This window comes from Olsenella intestinalis (genome assembly GCF_023276655.1).
In the GTDB taxonomy this organism is placed as follows: Bacteria; Actinomycetota; Coriobacteriia; order Coriobacteriales; family Atopobiaceae; genus Olsenella_J; species Olsenella_J intestinalis.
The window spans coordinates 843,849-860,255 of record NZ_JALGRK010000001.1; the positions used below are offsets into that span (position 1 = coordinate 843,849).

The 16,407-nt window shown below is 65.2% G+C and carries 17 protein-coding genes; 14 read left to right on the forward strand and 3 right to left on the reverse strand.

The window, feature by feature from the left end:
* Positions 1-131 precede the first annotated feature (131 nt).
* Positions 132-908, reverse strand: coding sequence for an SDR family oxidoreductase (locus tag M5D76_RS03255; RefSeq protein ID WP_248921949.1), 777 nt, complete (start codon positions 906-908; stop codon positions 132-134).
* A gap of 252 nt (positions 909-1,160) precedes the next feature.
* Between M5D76_RS03255 and M5D76_RS03260 the strand changes: the two genes are divergently transcribed.
* The 12 genes from M5D76_RS03260 to M5D76_RS03315 all read left to right on the forward strand — a co-directional run bounded on the left by M5D76_RS03260 (position 1,161) and on the right by M5D76_RS03315 (position 12,281).
* Positions 1,161-2,204 carry a glycoside hydrolase family 5 protein gene (locus tag M5D76_RS03260; RefSeq protein ID WP_248921950.1) on the forward strand — a complete coding sequence of 348 codons (1,044 nt, stop codon included), beginning with the start codon at positions 1,161-1,163 and terminating at the stop codon, positions 2,202-2,204.
* On the forward strand, positions 2,201-3,082 hold the full coding sequence (gene rsmI, locus M5D76_RS03265; RefSeq protein WP_248921951.1) for a 16S rRNA (cytidine(1402)-2'-O)-methyltransferase: 882 nt from the start codon (positions 2,201-2,203) through the stop codon (positions 3,080-3,082). The genes M5D76_RS03260 and rsmI overlap by 4 nt, the downstream gene beginning before the upstream one ends.
* Before the next feature lie 59 nt (positions 3,083-3,141).
* Positions 3,142-4,755: a helicase HerA-like domain-containing protein gene (locus M5D76_RS03270; RefSeq protein ID WP_248921952.1), complete on the forward strand. Its 1,614-nt coding sequence runs from the start codon at positions 3,142-3,144 to the stop codon at positions 4,753-4,755.
* Between the two features lie 283 nt (positions 4,756-5,038).
* Positions 5,039-5,812, forward strand: a complete 774-nt coding sequence (locus M5D76_RS03275; protein ID WP_248921953.1) for a GntR family transcriptional regulator — start codon at positions 5,039-5,041, stop codon at positions 5,810-5,812.
* A 393-nt stretch (positions 5,813-6,205) separates the two neighbouring features.
* Positions 6,206-6,910, forward strand: coding sequence for a triose-phosphate isomerase (locus M5D76_RS03280; RefSeq protein ID WP_248921954.1), 705 nt, complete (start codon positions 6,206-6,208; stop codon positions 6,908-6,910).
* Between the two features lie 2 nt (positions 6,911-6,912).
* Positions 6,913-7,434 carry a YjbQ family protein gene (locus M5D76_RS03285; RefSeq protein ID WP_248921955.1) on the forward strand — a complete coding sequence of 174 codons (522 nt, stop codon included), beginning with the start codon at positions 6,913-6,915 and terminating at the stop codon, positions 7,432-7,434.
* A 113-nt stretch (positions 7,435-7,547) separates the two neighbouring features.
* Positions 7,548-7,838 (forward strand): PTS sugar transporter subunit IIB, encoded by a 291-nt coding sequence (locus M5D76_RS03290; protein ID WP_248921956.1) that lies wholly within the window; start codon positions 7,548-7,550, stop codon positions 7,836-7,838.
* Between the two features lie 112 nt (positions 7,839-7,950).
* Positions 7,951-9,390 carry a PTS galactitol transporter subunit IIC gene (locus tag M5D76_RS03295; RefSeq protein WP_248921957.1) on the forward strand — a complete coding sequence of 480 codons (1,440 nt, stop codon included), beginning with the start codon at positions 7,951-7,953 and terminating at the stop codon, positions 9,388-9,390.
* 81 nt (positions 9,391-9,471) lie between these two features.
* Positions 9,472-9,975, forward strand: coding sequence for a hypothetical protein (locus M5D76_RS03300; RefSeq protein WP_248921958.1), 504 nt, complete (start codon positions 9,472-9,474; stop codon positions 9,973-9,975).
* A gap of 137 nt (positions 9,976-10,112) precedes the next feature.
* Positions 10,113-10,997: a class II fructose-bisphosphate aldolase gene (locus M5D76_RS03305; protein ID WP_248921959.1), complete on the forward strand. Its 885-nt coding sequence runs from the start codon at positions 10,113-10,115 to the stop codon at positions 10,995-10,997.
* 17 nt (positions 10,998-11,014) lie between these two features.
* A complete protein-coding gene (locus M5D76_RS03310; RefSeq protein WP_248921960.1) occupies positions 11,015-11,488 on the forward strand; it encodes a PTS sugar transporter subunit IIA in 474 nt (157 codons plus the stop codon).
* Between the two features lie 523 nt (positions 11,489-12,011).
* A complete protein-coding gene (locus M5D76_RS03315) occupies positions 12,012-12,281 on the forward strand; it encodes a hypothetical protein (RefSeq protein WP_248921961.1) in 270 nt (89 codons plus the stop codon).
* Positions 12,282-12,294: 13 nt separating this feature from the next.
* Here M5D76_RS03315 and M5D76_RS03320 read toward each other — a convergent pair whose 3' ends face one another.
* A complete protein-coding gene (locus M5D76_RS03320) occupies positions 12,295-13,506 on the reverse strand; it encodes an HAD family hydrolase (RefSeq protein ID WP_248921962.1) in 1,212 nt (403 codons plus the stop codon).
* Between the two features lie 492 nt (positions 13,507-13,998).
* On the opposite strand from M5D76_RS03320, the gene M5D76_RS03325 reads away from it, so the two are divergent.
* Together M5D76_RS03325 and M5D76_RS03330 are read left to right on the forward strand one after the other, a co-directional pair.
* Positions 13,999-15,039, forward strand: a complete 1,041-nt coding sequence (locus tag M5D76_RS03325) for a hypothetical protein (protein WP_248921963.1) — start codon at positions 13,999-14,001, stop codon at positions 15,037-15,039.
* Positions 15,040-15,158: 119 nt separating this feature from the next.
* A complete protein-coding gene (locus M5D76_RS03330) occupies positions 15,159-16,034 on the forward strand; it encodes an ATP-binding protein (protein ID WP_248921964.1) in 876 nt (291 codons plus the stop codon).
* A gap of 36 nt (positions 16,035-16,070) precedes the next feature.
* Here M5D76_RS03330 and M5D76_RS03335 read toward each other — a convergent pair whose 3' ends face one another.
* A complete protein-coding gene (locus M5D76_RS03335; RefSeq protein ID WP_248921965.1) occupies positions 16,071-16,355 on the reverse strand; it encodes a HigA family addiction module antitoxin in 285 nt (94 codons plus the stop codon).
* Between the last annotated feature and the right edge of the window lie 52 nt (positions 16,356-16,407).

Here is a 16,407-nt window from a genome sequence, read left to right on the forward strand (position 1 = left end):
AACGGGGCGCCGGATGTCCGACGCCCCGCAGTCATTGTGGGTCGAGGCCCACGCTCCTCTCGCCCGCGTGGTCGCCCGTGCGCGGTCGCCCGTGCATGGTCGCGTGGTCGCGAGCGTGGGCGAGGGGGTGGCTACATGCAGGTGTAGCCGCCGTCGACGGGCAGCTGCACGCCCGTGACGTAGCTCGAGGCCTTGGACGCCAGGAACAGCGCCGCCGTGTCGAGCTCGCCCTCGTTGCCGTAGCGCTCCTCGGGGATCATGGTCTTCGCGTTCTGCTGGAAGAAGTCCGAGTCGAGGGTCTCCTGCGTGAGCGGGGTGTAGAAGTAGCCCGGGCAGATGGAGTTGACGGTGATGTTGTGCTTGCCCCACTCCGCGGCGAGCGCGCGCGTGAGGTTGACGACGCCGCCCTTGGCCGCGTGGTAGGGGGCGGAGCCGGCGACCTTGTTGCCCACGAGGCCGTACATCGAGGCGATGTTGATGATGCGGCCGTACTTGGCCGGGATCATGGCCTTCTTGGCGACGGAGCGCGCGACCCTGAACGAGCCGAAGAGGTCGATCTGCATCTCGTTGTCGAACTGCTCGTCGGTGATGTCCTCGGCGGGCGCGACGGCGCCGGTGCCGGCGTTGTTGATGAGGATGTCGATGCGGCCGAACTTCTTGAGCGCGGCGTCGACCATCGCCTCGACGGCCTGGGTGTCGGTGATGTCGCATACGACGGGCAGGGACTTGACCCAGAACTCGTCGGTGATCTCCTTGGCGACCTGCTCGATGAGGTTCTGGCGCCTCGCCACGACGACGATGTTGGCGCCCTGGCTCGCCAGCGCCTTGGCCATCTGGACGCCGAGTCCCGTGGAGCAGCCGGTGACGATGGCCACCTGTCCGGAGAGGTCAAAGTAGTTACGATCCATGTAGCATCCTCCTGTCACATAACGCTTCGGATTGCAGTGCATAGGTAACCTTTACCAATAAACGTTCGGTTTGATGCGGACGCATCGGCAAAGGGCGCACGCTCCTCTCGCCCGCACCCTCTCGCCCGCGCGAGCCGCACGTTGGGCGTCGAGGCGCGCACGCCGCAAAAGCATGGGAGTTACCGTCCGCCGTTGTGCGTATACTCGTATGTGGTCTGAATTGATGGGGCAACCGCACGGCAGGAGGGACCTATGGCGCAGCGCGCTCTGCATGGCGTGAATCTCACCGGATGGCTCACGCTCGAGGCATGGGTCACGCCCACCCTGTTTGCCGACTCCGGCGCGCTCGATGAGAGCGCGCTCATCGGCTCCATCGGCCGCGACGAGTACCGCAGGCGCCTCGAGGCTCACCGCTCCGGATTCGTGCGCCAGGCCGACTTCAACCAGATCGCCGCCCGCGGCTTCAACGCGGTGCGCCTGCCCGTCCCCTGGTACGTCTTCGGCACCGACGGCCCGCGCCCCGGGCCCTTCGTGGGCTGCCTCGCGCAGGTAGACGACGCCTTCGACTGGGCGGACGAGATCGGCCTCAAGATCGTGCTCGACCTCGCGATCACGCCGGGCGCCGAGGGGGCGGAGGCCGACCTCGTGCGCAACCACACCGACTTCGCCCACTACAGGAACGACATGCTCGACGTCGTGCGCGGCCTGTGCAAGCGCTACGGCTCGCGCGTGGCGTTCGCCGGCATCGAGGTCGCCGACACGCCGCGCATCCAGACGCGCCGCGGCTTCTCGGTGAGCGAGGGCGTCGCCCTCCACCAGCTGCGCAACTACTACCGCGACGCCTATGACATCGTGCGCGAGGAGGCCGGCGCCGACCCGCTGTTCGTCATTCCCGACGGCGGCCGCCCGGGCGCATGGAACCGCTTCATGGCGCACGACCGCTACGAGAACGTCCTGATCGACTGCCACCTCTTCCACTACAACGACCGCGTCGACCGCGTGGGCCCCTCCGGCATCCGCGAGCTCGTCGAGCGCTCCAAGGCGTCGCTCAGGGCGGTCGAGAAGAGCGGCCTTCCCGCGATGGTGGGCAAGTGGTCGGGTTCGCTTCCCTTCGCCGACACCATCACCACCCCCGAGGGCCGCATCGCCCTCGAGCGCATCTACATCTCCGAGCAGCTCGCGACCTTCAAGCCCTGCGCCGCGTGGTTCTTCCAGACCTGGAAGACCGAGGGGCGCCTCGCCGGGTGGGACGCGCGCGTGTCGCTCTCGTCCTTCGAGCGGAGGATGCTCGCGTGAGTGATGCCACAAGGCCCGCGGGCGGCGTGCTGTCCGTCGTGGGGACCCCCATCGGAAACCTGGCGGACGCCTCGCCGCGCGTGGTCGAGACCCTGCGCGCCGCGGACGTCATCCTCTGCGAGGACACTCGCGTGACGGGCAAGCTGCTCGCACACTTCGGCGTGCACACGCCGCTGACCCGCGCAGACGACAACGTGCTCGCGTCGCGCATCGCGCCGACGCTCGAGCGCGTGGCGGCCGGCGAGCGCGTGGCGTTCGTCTCGGACGCGGGCATGCCCGGCGTGTCCGACCCCGGCCAGCGCCTGGTGGACGCGGCCCTCGACGAGGGGCTTCGCGTCGAGGTGATCCCCGGGCCGTCTGCCGTGACCTGCGCGCTCGTGGCGTCGGGGCTTCCCATGGACCACTTCTTCTTCGAGGGCTTCCTGCCGAGAAAAGCCTCCGCCATGGAGGCACGCCTCGCCGAGCTCGCGCCCATACCCGGCGCGCTCGTCGTCTACGAGTCGCCCCGGCGTGTGGCGGCGACCCTCGGGCGCATCGCGAGCGTGCTGCCGCAGCGCCAGGTCGCGCTCGTGCGCGAGCTCACCAAGCTCCACGAGGAGGTCGTGCGCGGCGAGGCCGCCACGGTCGCCGCGGAGGTGGCCTCGCGCGAGGTCGTCAAGGGCGAGTGCGTCATCGTCATCGGCGCGCCGGCGCCTGACGAGCTTGCCGCGCTCAGGCAGGCCGCGGCGGGCGGCGCGGCCACGATGGAGGAGGCCATCGCCGAGGGCCTCGCCGCGGGTGAGCCCAAGAGCGCGCTCGCCAAGCGCGTCGCCAAGCTCTTCTCGGTAAGCAAGTCCGAGGCATACGAGGCAATTCTCGCCGCGAGCCAGCGCGACTAGCGCGTGGGCTCCCGGTTCGACCACGGCGCGCGACGCGCGCGGAACGGAAGGGAGTCAGCATGCTCGACAACGACAGGATCTGGATGGCCCAGGGCGACGTCGCCTGCAACCTGCTGCTGAGCCAGGCGAACCGCCACGGCCTGATCGCCGGCGCCTCCGGCACGGGCAAGACCGTCACGCTCAAGGTGATGGCCGAGGGCTTCTCGCGCGCGGGCGTGCCCGTGTTCATGGCGGACGTCAAGGGCGACGTCACCGGCATGGCCGAGGCCGGCGAGCTGACCGACTTCATCTCCAAGCGCTGCGCCGACACCTTCGACCTCGACCCGGCTGCCATCGACTTCTCCGGCTGCCCGGTGCGCCTCTGGGACATGCTGGGGGAGGGCGGCATCCCGGTGCGCATCACCGTGAGCGACATGGGGCCCGTCCTTCTCGCGCGCCTGCTCGGCCTCACCGACGTGCAGGAGGGCGTGCTCAACATCGCCTTCCGCGTGGCCGACGACAACAACATGCTGCTGATCGACCTCAAGGACCTGCGCGCCATGCTGGGCTTTCTCTCCGAGCACGCCAAGGAGATCCAGGCCACCTACGGTAACGTGTCGACCGCCTCGGTCGGCGCGATCCAGCGCGCGCTGATTGCCGTGGAGGACCAGGGCGGCGACGTCTTCTTCGGCGAGCCCGACCTCGACCTCGCCGACTGGTTCGCGTGCGCGCCGGACGGCCGCGGCTACGTCAACATCCTCAACGCGGCCAAGCTCGTGCAGATGCCGCAGATCTACGCGATGTTCCTGCTCTGGATGCTCTCGTCGCTCTTCGACACGCTTCCCGAGGTGGGCGACCCCGACAAGCCCAAGTTCGTCTTCTTCTTCGACGAGGCGCACCTGCTGTTCGACAACATGCCCAAGGAGCTGCGCGACAAGATCGTCCAGGTCGTCAAGCTCATCCGCTCCAAGGGCGTCGGCGTCTACTTCATCACGCAGTCGCCCTCCGACATCCCCGACGAGGTGCTGGCCCAGCTCTCCAACCGCGTCCAGCACGGCCTGCGCGCCTACACGCCGGCCGAGCAGAAGGCCGTGCGCGCGGCCGCCGCGTCGTTCCGCGAGAACCCCGCCTTTGACTCCGCCCAGGCGCTGCAGGAGGTCGGCACCGGCGAGGCGCTCGTGTCGTTCCTCGGCGAGGACGGCAGCCCCTGCATGGTCGAGCGCGCCCGCGTGCTCTTCCCGCAGTGCTCGATGTCCGCGGCGAGCCAGGGCGCGCTTGAGGCCGTGATTGCCGGCCAGGCCGACCTGCAGGCGAAGTACGGCGAGGCCGTCGACCGCGAGAGCGCCTTCGAGATGATCGGCGCCGAGCGGGCCGCGAGCGAGGAGAGCGCTCGTCTCGCCGCGGAGCGCGAGGCCTTCGAGAAGGAGAAGGCCGAGTTCGAGAAGAAGCGCGCCGCCGAGGAGGCCAAGGCCGCCAAGGATGCGGAGCGCGAGCTTGCCCGCCAGCAGAAGGAGGCCGAGAAGGCCGCCGAGCGCGCCGAGCGTGCCGCCGAGAAGGAGGCAGAGCGTCAGCGCCGCGCCCAGGAGCGCCAGGTCGAGCAGATGAAGCGCGCCGCCGGGTCGATCATCGGCACCATCGGCCGCGAGGCGTCGCGCCAGCTGGTTCGCGGCATCTTCGGCTCGCTCAAGCGTTAGGGCCGTCGCGCGATGCGCGCTTGGCGGCATCGGCTGGCGCAAAAGAACGCAATTTGTGCATATGTGGTCGTCGATATGTCATTTCCCCAGCGTAAGGGCAGCATGACCTGCGCGTGAAGGGGCGGTTCGGGGCCGTATCTAGGCTCTTCTCGGCGTGCTTGGAGGTGCGCGCGCTCGACTTGTACACGATTTTTTGGCTATCTTGTACTAGATTGACCTAAGGCACATGTTCGCAAGCGACGCGGCCTGCGCGTCGCACGAGATACGGGTTGGGAGCACGATCGTGTCCGAGGACGTCATGACAAACGGTGGCTCGACGGCCGACGGCGGCGCCGACAAGGACGGCTCCTTCGTCCCGCGCTACGTGACCGTGGCGGACTTCCTGCGCGGTATGATCTACAACCACGAGCTCGAGCCGGGCGAGAAGATCCCCTCCGAGCACCAGCTCATGGACCACTTCGACATCGCCCGCGGCACCGCCCGCCACGCCATCAAGATCCTCGCCGACGAGGGCCTGCTCAAGCAGGCGCACGGCCGAGGCACCTTCGTCTCGCGCCCCGACATCACCCACGACGTGAGCCGCTTCCCGCTCTCCATCGCCCAGTCGCTCACCGACCAGGGCAAGTCGTTCGAGACGCACGTCGTCGGCTCCAAGGTCGAGGTGCCGCCTCCCGCCATCCAGGTCGCGCTCGACGTCAAGCCCGGCGTGCCGTGCTTCTACGTGCAGCGCGTGCGCTGCGTCGCCGGCGAGCCCATGGTCTGCCAGGAGGACTGGGTCTCGCTCGTCGAGTGCCCCGGCGTCGACCAGGTCGACTACGCCACCGAGACCATGTTCGACGCGATCGAACGCATCAGCGGCCACAAGATCAAGCAGTCGCACATGACCTACAGCGCACGCAACGTCGGGCGCGACTTCGGTGCGAGCCTTGGCTGCGAGGAGTCCACCGCCGTGCTCGTGCTCGAGCAGCTCATCTCCCTCGACGACGGCCGCCCCGTCTCGTGGGGACGCACCTGGTTCAAGCCGGGCCAGACCGTCACGGGCACCACGTCCATCTAGCGACTCGCCCGGTCACATCGCGTCGCGACACGCGCCCCGTTTGCGATTGCCCCGTCCGTATGGCATCGCTAGCGGGGCCAACTTGTACACAGAAGAACCCATCGCCAGGCGTCACTTGTACACAAAATTGTGGACGAAAACGACCGTTCGGCGGCATTTCTCGACCGCTGGCAAAACCAAATCGTCCAACTTGTACAACTCGAGCGAAGCGTAAACGCGTCCCGAAATTGCATACTCGCAGCGTTTACCTGCTCAATTTCATACGCTCATGCAGTAATGCCACTCACGCAACACAATTCAAGCACCAGTCGGCCATCGGAATGACTTGTACAGCCTAGGTTGAACAACCCTAAGATTCGAGTGGAAATCAACGCCATCGGATCGGGAGGTCGTATGCAACCCATCGCCCTGCGGAGACCGTTCTTCGTCGTCAACCCCAAGTCGTACCTCTACGGAGAAGAGCTTCGCGCCCTCGCCCGCAAGACCGACGAGCTCTGCGAGCGCTACGGCTTCCAGAGCCTGTTCACCGCGCAGCTGATCGACCTCGCCTGGGTCGCCGAGAACTGCCCGCACCTAATCCCCTGCGCGCAGAACATGGAGAGCCTCAAACCCGGCCGCGGCATGGGCCACATCCTGCCCGAGGCGCTCGCGGCCGCCGGCGTCCGCGCGACCTTCCTCAACCACGCCGAGAACCCCATGACCGTCGGCGAGCTCGCCCGCACCATCAAGCGCGCCCGCGAGGTCGGCATCCTCACCTGCGTCTGCGCCGACTCCGTCGACGAGGCCCGCGCCATCGCCGAGCTCCACCCCGACATCATGACCTGCGAGCTCAACGAGCTCATCGGCACCGGAAAGATCGCAGGCCCCGACTACATCCGCGCCTCCACCGAGGCCGTCAAGTCCGTCTCGCCCGACACCATGGTCCTGCAGGCCGCGGGCATCTCCTCCGGCCAGGACGTCTACGACGCCATCATCTACGGCGGCGACGCCACGGGCGGCACCTCCGGCATCGTGGCCGCCGACGACCCCTTCGCCGTCCTCGAGGAGATGTTCGCCTCCCTCGACCGCGTCCGCTCCGACCTCGCAAAGGAGGCCTAGCCATGGCCGTCTACAAGGACCGCGTCATCGTCGAGACCCTCGCCGACAAGCCCACCTACACCGACGTCACCGACGAGGTGCGCGCCATCGTGGCGGCCAGCGGCATCAAGGAGGGCATCGTCACCTGCATCTCCCAGCACACCACCTGCGCCGTCTTCACCGAGGAGTACGACCACGACCACACCCCGGCCGGCGACACCTTCCTGCAGGCCGACCTCAACGAGGGGCTCGACGTCGTCTTCCCCGAGCAGCACGACTGGAACACCTACCGCTACCCGGGCCTGGCCCACTTCGAGGCCGTCGAGTCCTGGCCCGACGCCGCCTCCTACCTGCCCGGCGGCGACCGCCGCGCCCTCTGGAACGGCGACGCCCACCTGCGCAGCACGCTCGTCGGCGGCTCGGTCACCCTCGAGGTCGAGGCCGGCGCCCTCCAGATGAACGGCCTCGCGAGCATCTTCTTCGTCGACTACGACCGCACCCGTGAGCGCACACGCAAGCTCCGCGTCATCGTGATGGGGGAGTAGCGCCGCCAGCGCCACCTACCTCGTCGACACCCAGGGAGTAACCGCGCCGGCCCCGCCGCGCGCGTACCCAATATTTGCAACCACACCATCAGTCTTTGCGAAAGGAGGAAGAAATGGTCAACATTCTTCTGGCATGCGGATCGGGCATCGCCACCTCGACGGCGGTGGCCGCAAAGGTCAAGGACCTTCTCGACGGCAACGGCTTCGCGGGCAAGTTCCAGATCACCACGTGCTCGATCGCCGACGCCGTGGGCAAGTCCGCGGGCGCCGACCTCGTCATCGCCACCACCGTCAAGCCCGGCGGGATCGACTGCCCCTTCATCTCGGGCATCCCGTTCCTGACCGGCATGGGCAAGGCCAACGCCGAGAAGCAGGTCCTCGACTTCATGGCCGCCAACGCCTAGCGCCACGCACCACGCACCACGCATCACCTAGCACCACGCACTACCATGCATGCTCGACCAAGCAAAGGGGGCGGGGGAGAAGAGCCTCCGCCAAGAGTAGAAGGCACACATCATGGATGCAATCGTAGGATTCTTCACCGGCGTGTCCAGTCTGGGCGTGTCGGTCGTCATGCCGATCGTGCTCACGATCATCGGCTGCCTCTTCGGATGCGGCTTCGGCAAGAGCCTCAAGGCCGGCCTCACCGTGGGCATCGGCTTCATCGGCCTCAACCTCGTCATCAACCAGCTCATGGGCACCGACCTCGCCGGCGCCGTGACCGCCATGGTCACCCGCTTCGGCCTGTCGCTCTCGATCATCGACGTGGGCTGGCCCGCCGCCTCCGCCATCGCCATGGGCTCGGTCGTCGGCACCATCATCATCCCGCTCGGCCTGCTCGTTAACATCGTGATGCTCATCACCAACACCACGCAGACCGCCGACGTCGACATCTGGAACTACTGGCACTTCGCCTTCACCGGTGCCCTCGTCGCCATCATCACCAACAACGTCGCCCTCGGCATCGCCGCGGCCGTCATCAACGAGGTCGTCGTCCTCATCATCGGCGACGTCACCGCCCCGCTCGTCGAGGAGTCCCTCGGCCTGCCCGGCGTCTCCATCCCGCACGGCTTCGCCGGCGCCTACGCGCCCATCGCCTGGGTGATGGACAAGATCATCGACAAGATCCCCGGCCTGAACAAGATCGACATCAACGTCGAGAACATGCAGAAGAAGTTCGGCGTCTTCGGCGACCCGATCCTGCTCGGCTCCATCATCGGTCTCGTGATCGGCATCCTCGCCGGCTACGGCTTCCTGCCCGGCGTCGACGCCGCCGGCGAGGCGACCCCGTCCTTCCTCGCCACGGCCGTCTACATGGGCGCCGTCATGGTCCTCATCCCCAAGATGGCCGCCCTGCTGATGGAGGGCCTGCTCCCCATCTCCGACGCCGCCTCCAGCTTCATCTCCGAGCACTTCCAGAACCGCGGCAAGATCTACATCGGCCTCGACTCCGCCGTCGGCACCGGCCACCCCGTGACCCTCACGATGGCCCTCATCCTCGTGCCGTTCTGCATCGCCCTTTCCTTCGTGCTCCCTGGCAACAAGGTCATGCCCCTTGCTGACCTCGCCTGCATTCCGTACATGCTCGTCCTGGTGACCCCCATCGTCCACCAGAACGGCTTCCGCGGAATCCTCTGCGGCATCGTGGTCCTCGCGGTTGGCCTCTACATCGCCACCGACCTCTCGCCGCTCATCACGCAGGCAGCCTCGAACGTCAACTTCGACATGGGCGGTGCCGCCGCCATCTCCTCCATCTGCGACGGCGCCAACCCCCTGACCTGGGTCATCGTTCGCCTCGGTCAGCTCGGCAACGGCATCGGCCTCGTCGTCCCCGGCGCAGCCGTCATCGCCCTCGCCATCTGGAACCGCACCCGCATCATCCGCGAGGCCGCCCAGCTCCACGAGGGCGACGCCCCCGTCGAGACCACCGACGCCTCCGCGGCTTCCGCCCACTAGTCCGATCGGCGGCTCGCTGCCAGCGAGCCCTGGGGCGGGACCATCCCCCCGGTCCCGCCCCCTTTCCTTGGGGAGAAGAGCATGAAGACCTACAGATACGATCAGGCCAAGTTCAACGTCTCCGTGACGGCGACCGGAGTCTTCTGCGTCGCGCTCCTCGTCACCTCCGCGCTCTGCCTTGCCGGCGTCATCGACGTCGTCCCTGCGCCGATCGCTGCCCTGCTCCTCATGGTCTGCGCCTACCAGGTCTGGAACACCTTCGTCGCCATCGCGAACCCGCAGGACGTCGTCATCGACGACGACACGATCAGCTTCCGCGCCTTCGGCCGCAGCGATACCTACCGCCTCGCCGACATCGAGTCCTTCAGCGTGCGCGAGGTCGGCGGCGACGCCAAGGTCTACGTCCGCGTCAACGGCGGCGGGCTCCTCCGCGGCCGCTACTGGCTGCAGCTCCTCTACATGAACGACGGCAAGGAGCTCTTCCAGTGGATCGAGGACTTCGAGTATCGCCTCGACCCCACGAGCCTCAAGTCGCGCGCCCGCCGCTCGAGCGAACAGGCCCGCGCCGCCAAGTCAGCCCGCTAGGGGAGGGCCACACCCCGCGCACCCCGCGGCACGCCCCGCACCCCTCATCCCGCACCCACCAAACTCGACTATCCCGCGCACGGCCCGCGCCGCGCGCTAGACCACCCCTACCCAGCAACGTCCGCAAAGGAGCACCCATGCTCGTCAACCTTCGTGACATCTGCGCCATCGCCGAGCAGAAGAACATGGCGATCGCGTCCTTCAATGTCCCGAGCCTCGAGGCGACCCGCGCCGCGCTCGACGCGGCCGAGGAGAGCGGATACCCCGTCATCCTGAGTCACGCCGAGGGCCACGACCCCTTCGCCCCTCTCGACTACGTCGGCCCCATGATGGTCGCGCTTGCCGAGCGATCGAGCGCCCTGGTCTGCGTCCACCTCGACCACTGTGAGAACCTCTCGTACATGCGCCGCGCGCTCGAGATGGGCTTCACCGGCGCCATGTTCGACGGCTCGATGCTGCCCTACGACGAGAACGTCGCCAACTCCGCCCGCGCCGCCGACATGGTCGCGGCCTTCGACTGCGGCCTCGAGTGCGAGCTCGGCTCCATGGGCACGCGCGAGAACGGCGCCGGCCACGAGAACGACCACGTCTCCGAGGCCGTCTACACCGACCCCGACCAGGCCAAGGACTTCGTCGCGAGCACGGGGCTCGACATTCTCGCCTGCTCCTTCGGCACCTCGCACGGCATCTACAAGGGCGAGCCGCACCTCTCCTTCGACGTCCTGCGCCAGATCCGCGACCGCGTGAGCGTGCCCCTGGTCATGCACGGCGGCTCGGGCGTCTCCGACGAGGACTATCACCGCTCCATCGACGCGGGCATCCGCAAGGTCAACTACTACACGTACGGCGTCAAGTACGCCGGCGACGCCGTCCGCGAGCTCGTGCGCGACTTCGAGGGCGCCCACGGCGCCGACGCGCCCGTCTACTGGCACGACATGACGGTCGCCGCCTACGAGCGCATGTACGCCGACTTCAAGCACGTCATCGAGGTATTCGCAAACGGCGCGGCGCCCATCGCGTAGCGCACTAAGGAGATCCAATGTCACAGGTAGACACCTCCCTCTTCAGGCCCGAGCTCGTCTTCTTCGACTTCGAGGCCACCGACGAGTGGGACTTCTTCGCCAAGATGAGCGACACCCTCAAGGAGAAGGGCTACGTCCGCGACTCCTGGCACGACGCCATCTGCGCGCGCGAGAAGAGCTTCCCCACGGGCCTGCAGTTCGAGAAGATCGGCGTCGCCATCCCGCACGTCGACCCCGAGAACATCGTCAAGCCCTACATCGCGATCATCAAGCCCAAGGCGCCGATCGACTTCGCGCCCATGGCCGACATGGTCGACCACCCCGTCCACACCGAGCTCATCATCAACCTCGGCCTGCTCGCGCACGCCGAGGACCAGGTGGCCGTCCTCCAGGCCATGATGGGCATCTTCATGGACGAGGAGGCCACGGCCGAGATCATGTCCCAGGACACGCCCGAGGGCATCATCGACGCCATCGCCAAGCGCTGCTAGGTACGGCGTCGCCGCAACAGATTCCTCCGCCGGACGCCTCGCTCGCCGGACGTGGTGCACCCGACCCGCCTGGGCGCCCGGAGACTTCGCTTCACCTCTCGACTGGTTGTTCCCTCAGTAAGCACAATGTGGCCCCCATCGCAGCCAGCCTGCACGACCCCCGTGCACACCCAATCGCGGCTCCTCCTCCATTGGTCGCGACCCGCGCGACCCCATCCGCGCGGGATTGCATCGACGCACCATCGCCTCAGGAACCGAGGAGAAGAGCATGTCTCTTCTCCCCGGTTCCGCTGTCATGTTGCCGTTGGGCGCAGGACGACAAGGAACTACGCAATTTTGGGTCGTCGTGGCATGTTTTGAGGTCCCGTATTGCAAAAACGCATCCCCGTGGCAAACCGAAACGTAGACTCCCCTGGTTTACCTCAGAATATATTGAATACGGTCATGCCTCTGCCCAGTTAGGCGGCCAATGTCATGCAGCCTCCTCTTTGGAGGCGGGTCCTCGAAGGGCCTTCGAATTGCCATGGAACGCAATAATTGCAAATCGAGATTTGAAATCTTGCCATCACGGGCCATATTTGCAGCCGGCCTCGTTGCGTGGCTCGACCTCGCCTCCGTTACGCGCGCTTTCCTTCGGCAGATTGTCCGCGAGAACAGGATTCTGCCCGATCTTCTGGGTACAGAGCCCAATGCTGAGTCTCTTGAGTCGATTCGTGAGGCAGGGCAAATCATCGATGCGGGTGGTTCTGGCTACGCGTCTGCTGCAGAGATGTTCGACGCAATGGGGCTGTAAGGACTTCCGCGCCCTACGCCGCCTGCTGTTGCGCGCCCTCCTGTGCGCCTGGCAGCTGCGTCTTGGTCACGCCCTCGCCGTAGATGGTCGCCCAGTCCTGGTCGCTCATGTGGAACAGTGTCCATCCCTGGCGTGCCGACTCCTCCGTCTGCTCCTTGGCGCGCTCCGCGTCACCGTACTCGCGCACGGTGTCGTCGCAAAGTACGAGCACGCCCATGCCCTTGTGCTCCGGGTTGCTCTCGGTGAAGTTCAGCATCGCGTAGTCGCCCGAGCTGTTGCCGAACGCCAGGATCGGCCTCTTGCCGATCTCGCGCATGATGGCCAGGGGCTTTCCGTTCTTGCCGCACTCGACCTCGTCGAGCGGCGTCGAAAGGACTACGTCCTCGTCGAGGCCCATGTTGTACTTGTCGGCCACCTGTCCGTTCTGCTTGGTGCTCGCGTATGCCACGTCGGTGGCGACCACGTGGTCCATCGGCACGCCAATGCGGCTCACCATCGCGCGCGTCACCTCGCGCTCGCACGCCGAGACCACCCACACGTCAAACTGGTTCGCGCGCAGGTAGTCCACGACCTCGGTCATGGGCTTGTAGAACGACTGCGCGTAGGTCATGTTCGCGAATCCCACGGCCGCCGTCTTGTCCGCAAAGTCGTTCACGTACGCGCGGAAGTCCTTCGGCGTCATCCCGGCAAACGCCGACGCCACAAGGTCCGACTTCGTGGGCCCATCGCTTGGGTCGTAAACCTTTCCCTGGTTGGCCTGCTCGCGCGTCGCCTCCATTGCGGAGCGCTCCTCGGGCGTGGCGCTGAAGCTGGCGTCGTCCAGCACGCGATGCATCGTCAGGCAGAAGTCAAAGTACACGGGCGCCTTCTCGCAGACCAGCGTCCCGTCCATGTCAAAGGTGGCGACGCGGTCCGCCGGCTCCACGTAGCCCTTGCTCGCGGGGTCCGTTGCGTTAGACACGAACGAGACGAGCTCGGCCAGGGCCGCGCTGTCCTTGTTCCACGAGGGGAACGTCTTGGAGTAGTCGATGTGCGCGTTGTCAAAGCTCGCCTGGGCCTGCGTGTCGTTGGAGCCCGAGGCCGCGCTCTGCGCCGGCGTCTGCTGTCCGCCTGCGATGGCGGCTCTCACCTGGGGCACGAACAGGCAGATGCCCACCGCGAGTGCGACACCCACCAGAAACGCCACGACAATGCGTCCAATTGGCTGCTTTCCCTCGTTGCCCATGCGCGCCTCCTCGCCTCGGCAGATCGTGCGCGTGCACGGCTTGCACCTGCCCGTTTTTTTCACTATATGGTCGTGAAACGTCTCGGTCCGCAAGGGGAGGGGCGAGCGGCGATGCTCTCGGGGCCTACTGGCGGGGTCGAGTGCATGACGGGAAGAGATGCAGTGCGAAAGACCGTCGCGCCTAGTGCTCCTTTCAAGGCCCAAGAGGGTTGCTACTGCAATATTGGGTGCGCAACCCCTTATATCTTTAGGGGTTACGGGTCAGAATTTGCAGTACGCGGATCGAAGAAGGCGTGATATGGGGTGGGGCATTCATAGCTTGCCTGGCTGTTCAGGTAAGAGCCACAGGGCAACTACTGTCTGCCTCTCTACCGAATACGTGCTGTATTGCATTCGACCGGTGAGGCAAACGCCTATGCTTTAGAACAAAGATGCAATGACTGCCGATTAGGCAACGACCACATTTCCGACTGGGTTGAAAAGGGAGTCGTAATGAGAGCATGTAATCGTGCCATGGCGACGATTGCCGCTGGCATTGTTGCGATCCTGACAGTCTCTACGCCCGCTCTGGCCGATGATGGGCGAGATCAGATGCAACGTTTGTATAACCCTTACAGCGGGGAGCACTTTTATACCGCTGACCTGCATGAGCGTGACTATCTGGTAAAGGTTGGCTGGAATTACGAGGGAATTGCGTGGGTGGCTCCGCGCGAGGGTGACGACGTATATAGGCTCTACAACCCTTATGCCGGTGATCATCACTATACCTTGAGCGCAGTAGAGCGCGATCATCTCGTTTCAGTCGGATGGAACTACGAAGGCGTTGGATGGAAGTCGGGTGGCGATGCGCTCGTCAGTCGGCAGTACAATCCCAATGCAAAGACAGGCGCACACAACTTCACTACCAGCTCCGCAGAAGAGACTTACTTGGTCACTCACGGATGGAGAGGAGAGGGAATAGCCTGGCTCTGCTGCTACACGGGAGTTGAGGCGCGAGTCATTTCCTATGATAAGGATACGGGCGACTTCACGCCTATGCCGCGATTCGCTGAAAAGGCCAGGGAGGCAGACATTATCAGGTTTGGAGGGATGAACGGTCGGACTGCCTGGTACGACGTGAATGATCCAGACACTCTGTACTATCCCTTGCGCGTTCTCAACGAGGGTGGCCAGTACATGCCGGACGACTGGAATTCGTTCTCAAATACTTGCTACATCGACGCTACGGTCAAAACGATCAAGCTGCCTCCGGCCGCAAAGACGATAAGGTACGTTTCCGGTAATGGCGATCACATGGTAGGCGAGGACTGGATTGACGTCTTATTTGACCTCTCCCTTTCTGGCGACAAAGACAAGTGGATCGATCATCTCGACTCGGACAACCCTGATTTCACTCGGGAACAAATTGCTGAACAGGTTGACGAAATTTGGCCAGATCTTCTACAGCTTCGTGAATTGTCAAAGCAAAAGTGGCATAGGCTCGACAGCTGGTCATCGGAGCAGGGGCGCATTTTGATTACTGAATTCAAGTAATTTGATCTTGCTATGTTGTGTGGCGCTCGTATTGCGATAGATGAACACGCTGATTTTTAGCGCACAAGATGCGATTGCCAAGGGTGCCCGTATCATTCGGCCCGTTGCGGGGAGGCATAATGCGTACTCAGGACTGCGCGGTGGGGGAGCGAGCTTGGCCTGCCTTTGACGCGCGTCCCATCCCTGATGTGGCCATCGACGAGTTCGACCCGGAGTTGCTTGGCGACTTCCTTGTCCGTGAGCGCGCCGTGTCTCCGAGTGTCATTGGGCTCCTCTCGGACGAGGACATCCTCCTTGCCCTCGGTGTCACCCGGCGTGACGAGTCCGGCACTATCCGACCGACCCTCGCTGGTCTCATGGCCCTCGGTCGCCACCCTCAGGCCCACTTCCCCAGCGCAAACATCGCCTTCATCGCTTTCTGGGGCCCGAAGTCCGATCCGCTTGCGGGTGGTCGCTTCCTCGACTCCCGCACCATCATCGGCCCCATCCCCGTGATGGTCGCCGAGACCCTCGTTTCCGTCCGTCGAAACATGCGCATTGCCTCCTACGTCATCGGCGGCTCGCGCATCGATGTGCCCGAGTATCCCGAGGACGCTGTCCGCGAGGCCGTCGCCAACGCTCTCACACATCGCGACTATTCGCCTGAGGCACTCGGCTCCCAGGTCCAGGTCAACATGTTTGTCGACCGCATCGAGATAATCAGCCCAGGCGGCTTGTACGGCTTGGTCACGGTCGATGACATCGGCACCTACGGTGCGTCATCCAGCCGCAACCAGTTCCTCTCGCGCATCCTCGAGAGTGTGTCCTACCCCGAGGGCTACCCCGAGCGCGGCTTCGTCGTCGAGAACAAGGGCACCGGCTTCGCGCAGATCCAAGAATCGCTCCGCCGCCAGGGCTTGCGTCCCGCACACTTGCAGGCAGGTCCTTCGCGCTTCTGTCTGACCATGTGGAAGGACGAGGGCCTCGATCGCTCTTTGAGCTACGCGTCTGCGTAGGTCGATGACGCGTCTCCGTCACGCTTGCCATGTCCGCTACGCAAGCGCCTCCACCGGCGGCAGCCCCTTCGGATCGAACGTCTTGAGCTGGTACGTCATCTCCAGGTTCAGCCAAAACTGCGGGCTCGTCCCAAGGGCCTTTCCCAGCAGGTACGCCATCTCTACGGTGATGGCGCGACGGCCGTGCACGATGTCGGATATCGCCGACTGGGGCTTGTGGATCGCCTTGGCAAGCCGGTACTGCGAGATGCCCCTCGGCTCGAGGAACTCCTCGAGCAGGACCTCGCCCGGGGTGGATGCGTAGTCGCGAGCGCTGGCCATGAGACCCTCCTTCATCGGCAATACTTCTGCCATACAGAAGTATAGCCGCTGC

What these genes read in the sequence shown, in the direction of transcription:
- M5D76_RS03300 (WP_248921958.1), top strand. Translation starts at nt 9,472, where the DNA reads ATGAAGACCTACAGATACGATCAGGCCAAGTTCAACGTCTCCGTGACG.
- M5D76_RS03290 (WP_248921956.1), top strand. Translation starts at nt 7,548, where the DNA reads ATGGTCAACATTCTTCTGGCATGCGGATCGGGCATCGCCACCTCGACG.
- M5D76_RS03315 (WP_248921961.1), top strand. Translation starts at nt 12,012, where the DNA reads ATGGAACGCAATAATTGCAAATCGAGATTTGAAATCTTGCCATCACGG.
- M5D76_RS03285 (WP_248921955.1), top strand. Translation starts at nt 6,913, where the DNA reads ATGGCCGTCTACAAGGACCGCGTCATCGTCGAGACCCTCGCCGACAAG.
- M5D76_RS03270 (WP_248921952.1), top strand. Translation starts at nt 3,142, where the DNA reads ATGCTCGACAACGACAGGATCTGGATGGCCCAGGGCGACGTCGCCTGC.
- M5D76_RS03260 (WP_248921950.1), top strand. Translation starts at nt 1,161, where the DNA reads ATGGCGCAGCGCGCTCTGCATGGCGTGAATCTCACCGGATGGCTCACG.
- M5D76_RS03320 (WP_248921962.1), bottom strand. Translation starts at nt 13,506, where the DNA reads ATGGGCAACGAGGGAAAGCAGCCAATTGGACGCATTGTCGTGGCGTTT.
- M5D76_RS03295 (WP_248921957.1), top strand. Translation starts at nt 7,951, where the DNA reads ATGGATGCAATCGTAGGATTCTTCACCGGCGTGTCCAGTCTGGGCGTG.
- M5D76_RS03310 (WP_248921960.1), top strand. Translation starts at nt 11,015, where the DNA reads ATGTCACAGGTAGACACCTCCCTCTTCAGGCCCGAGCTCGTCTTCTTC.
- M5D76_RS03255 (WP_248921949.1), bottom strand. Translation starts at nt 908, where the DNA reads ATGGATCGTAACTACTTTGACCTCTCCGGACAGGTGGCCATCGTCACC.
- M5D76_RS03335 (WP_248921965.1), bottom strand. Translation starts at nt 16,355, where the DNA reads ATGGCCAGCGCTCGCGACTACGCATCCACCCCGGGCGAGGTCCTGCTC.
- M5D76_RS03280 (WP_248921954.1), top strand. Translation starts at nt 6,206, where the DNA reads ATGCAACCCATCGCCCTGCGGAGACCGTTCTTCGTCGTCAACCCCAAG.
- M5D76_RS03325 (WP_248921963.1), top strand. Translation starts at nt 13,999, where the DNA reads ATGAGAGCATGTAATCGTGCCATGGCGACGATTGCCGCTGGCATTGTT.
- M5D76_RS03330 (WP_248921964.1), top strand. Translation starts at nt 15,159, where the DNA reads ATGCGTACTCAGGACTGCGCGGTGGGGGAGCGAGCTTGGCCTGCCTTT.
- M5D76_RS03305 (WP_248921959.1), top strand. Translation starts at nt 10,113, where the DNA reads ATGCTCGTCAACCTTCGTGACATCTGCGCCATCGCCGAGCAGAAGAAC.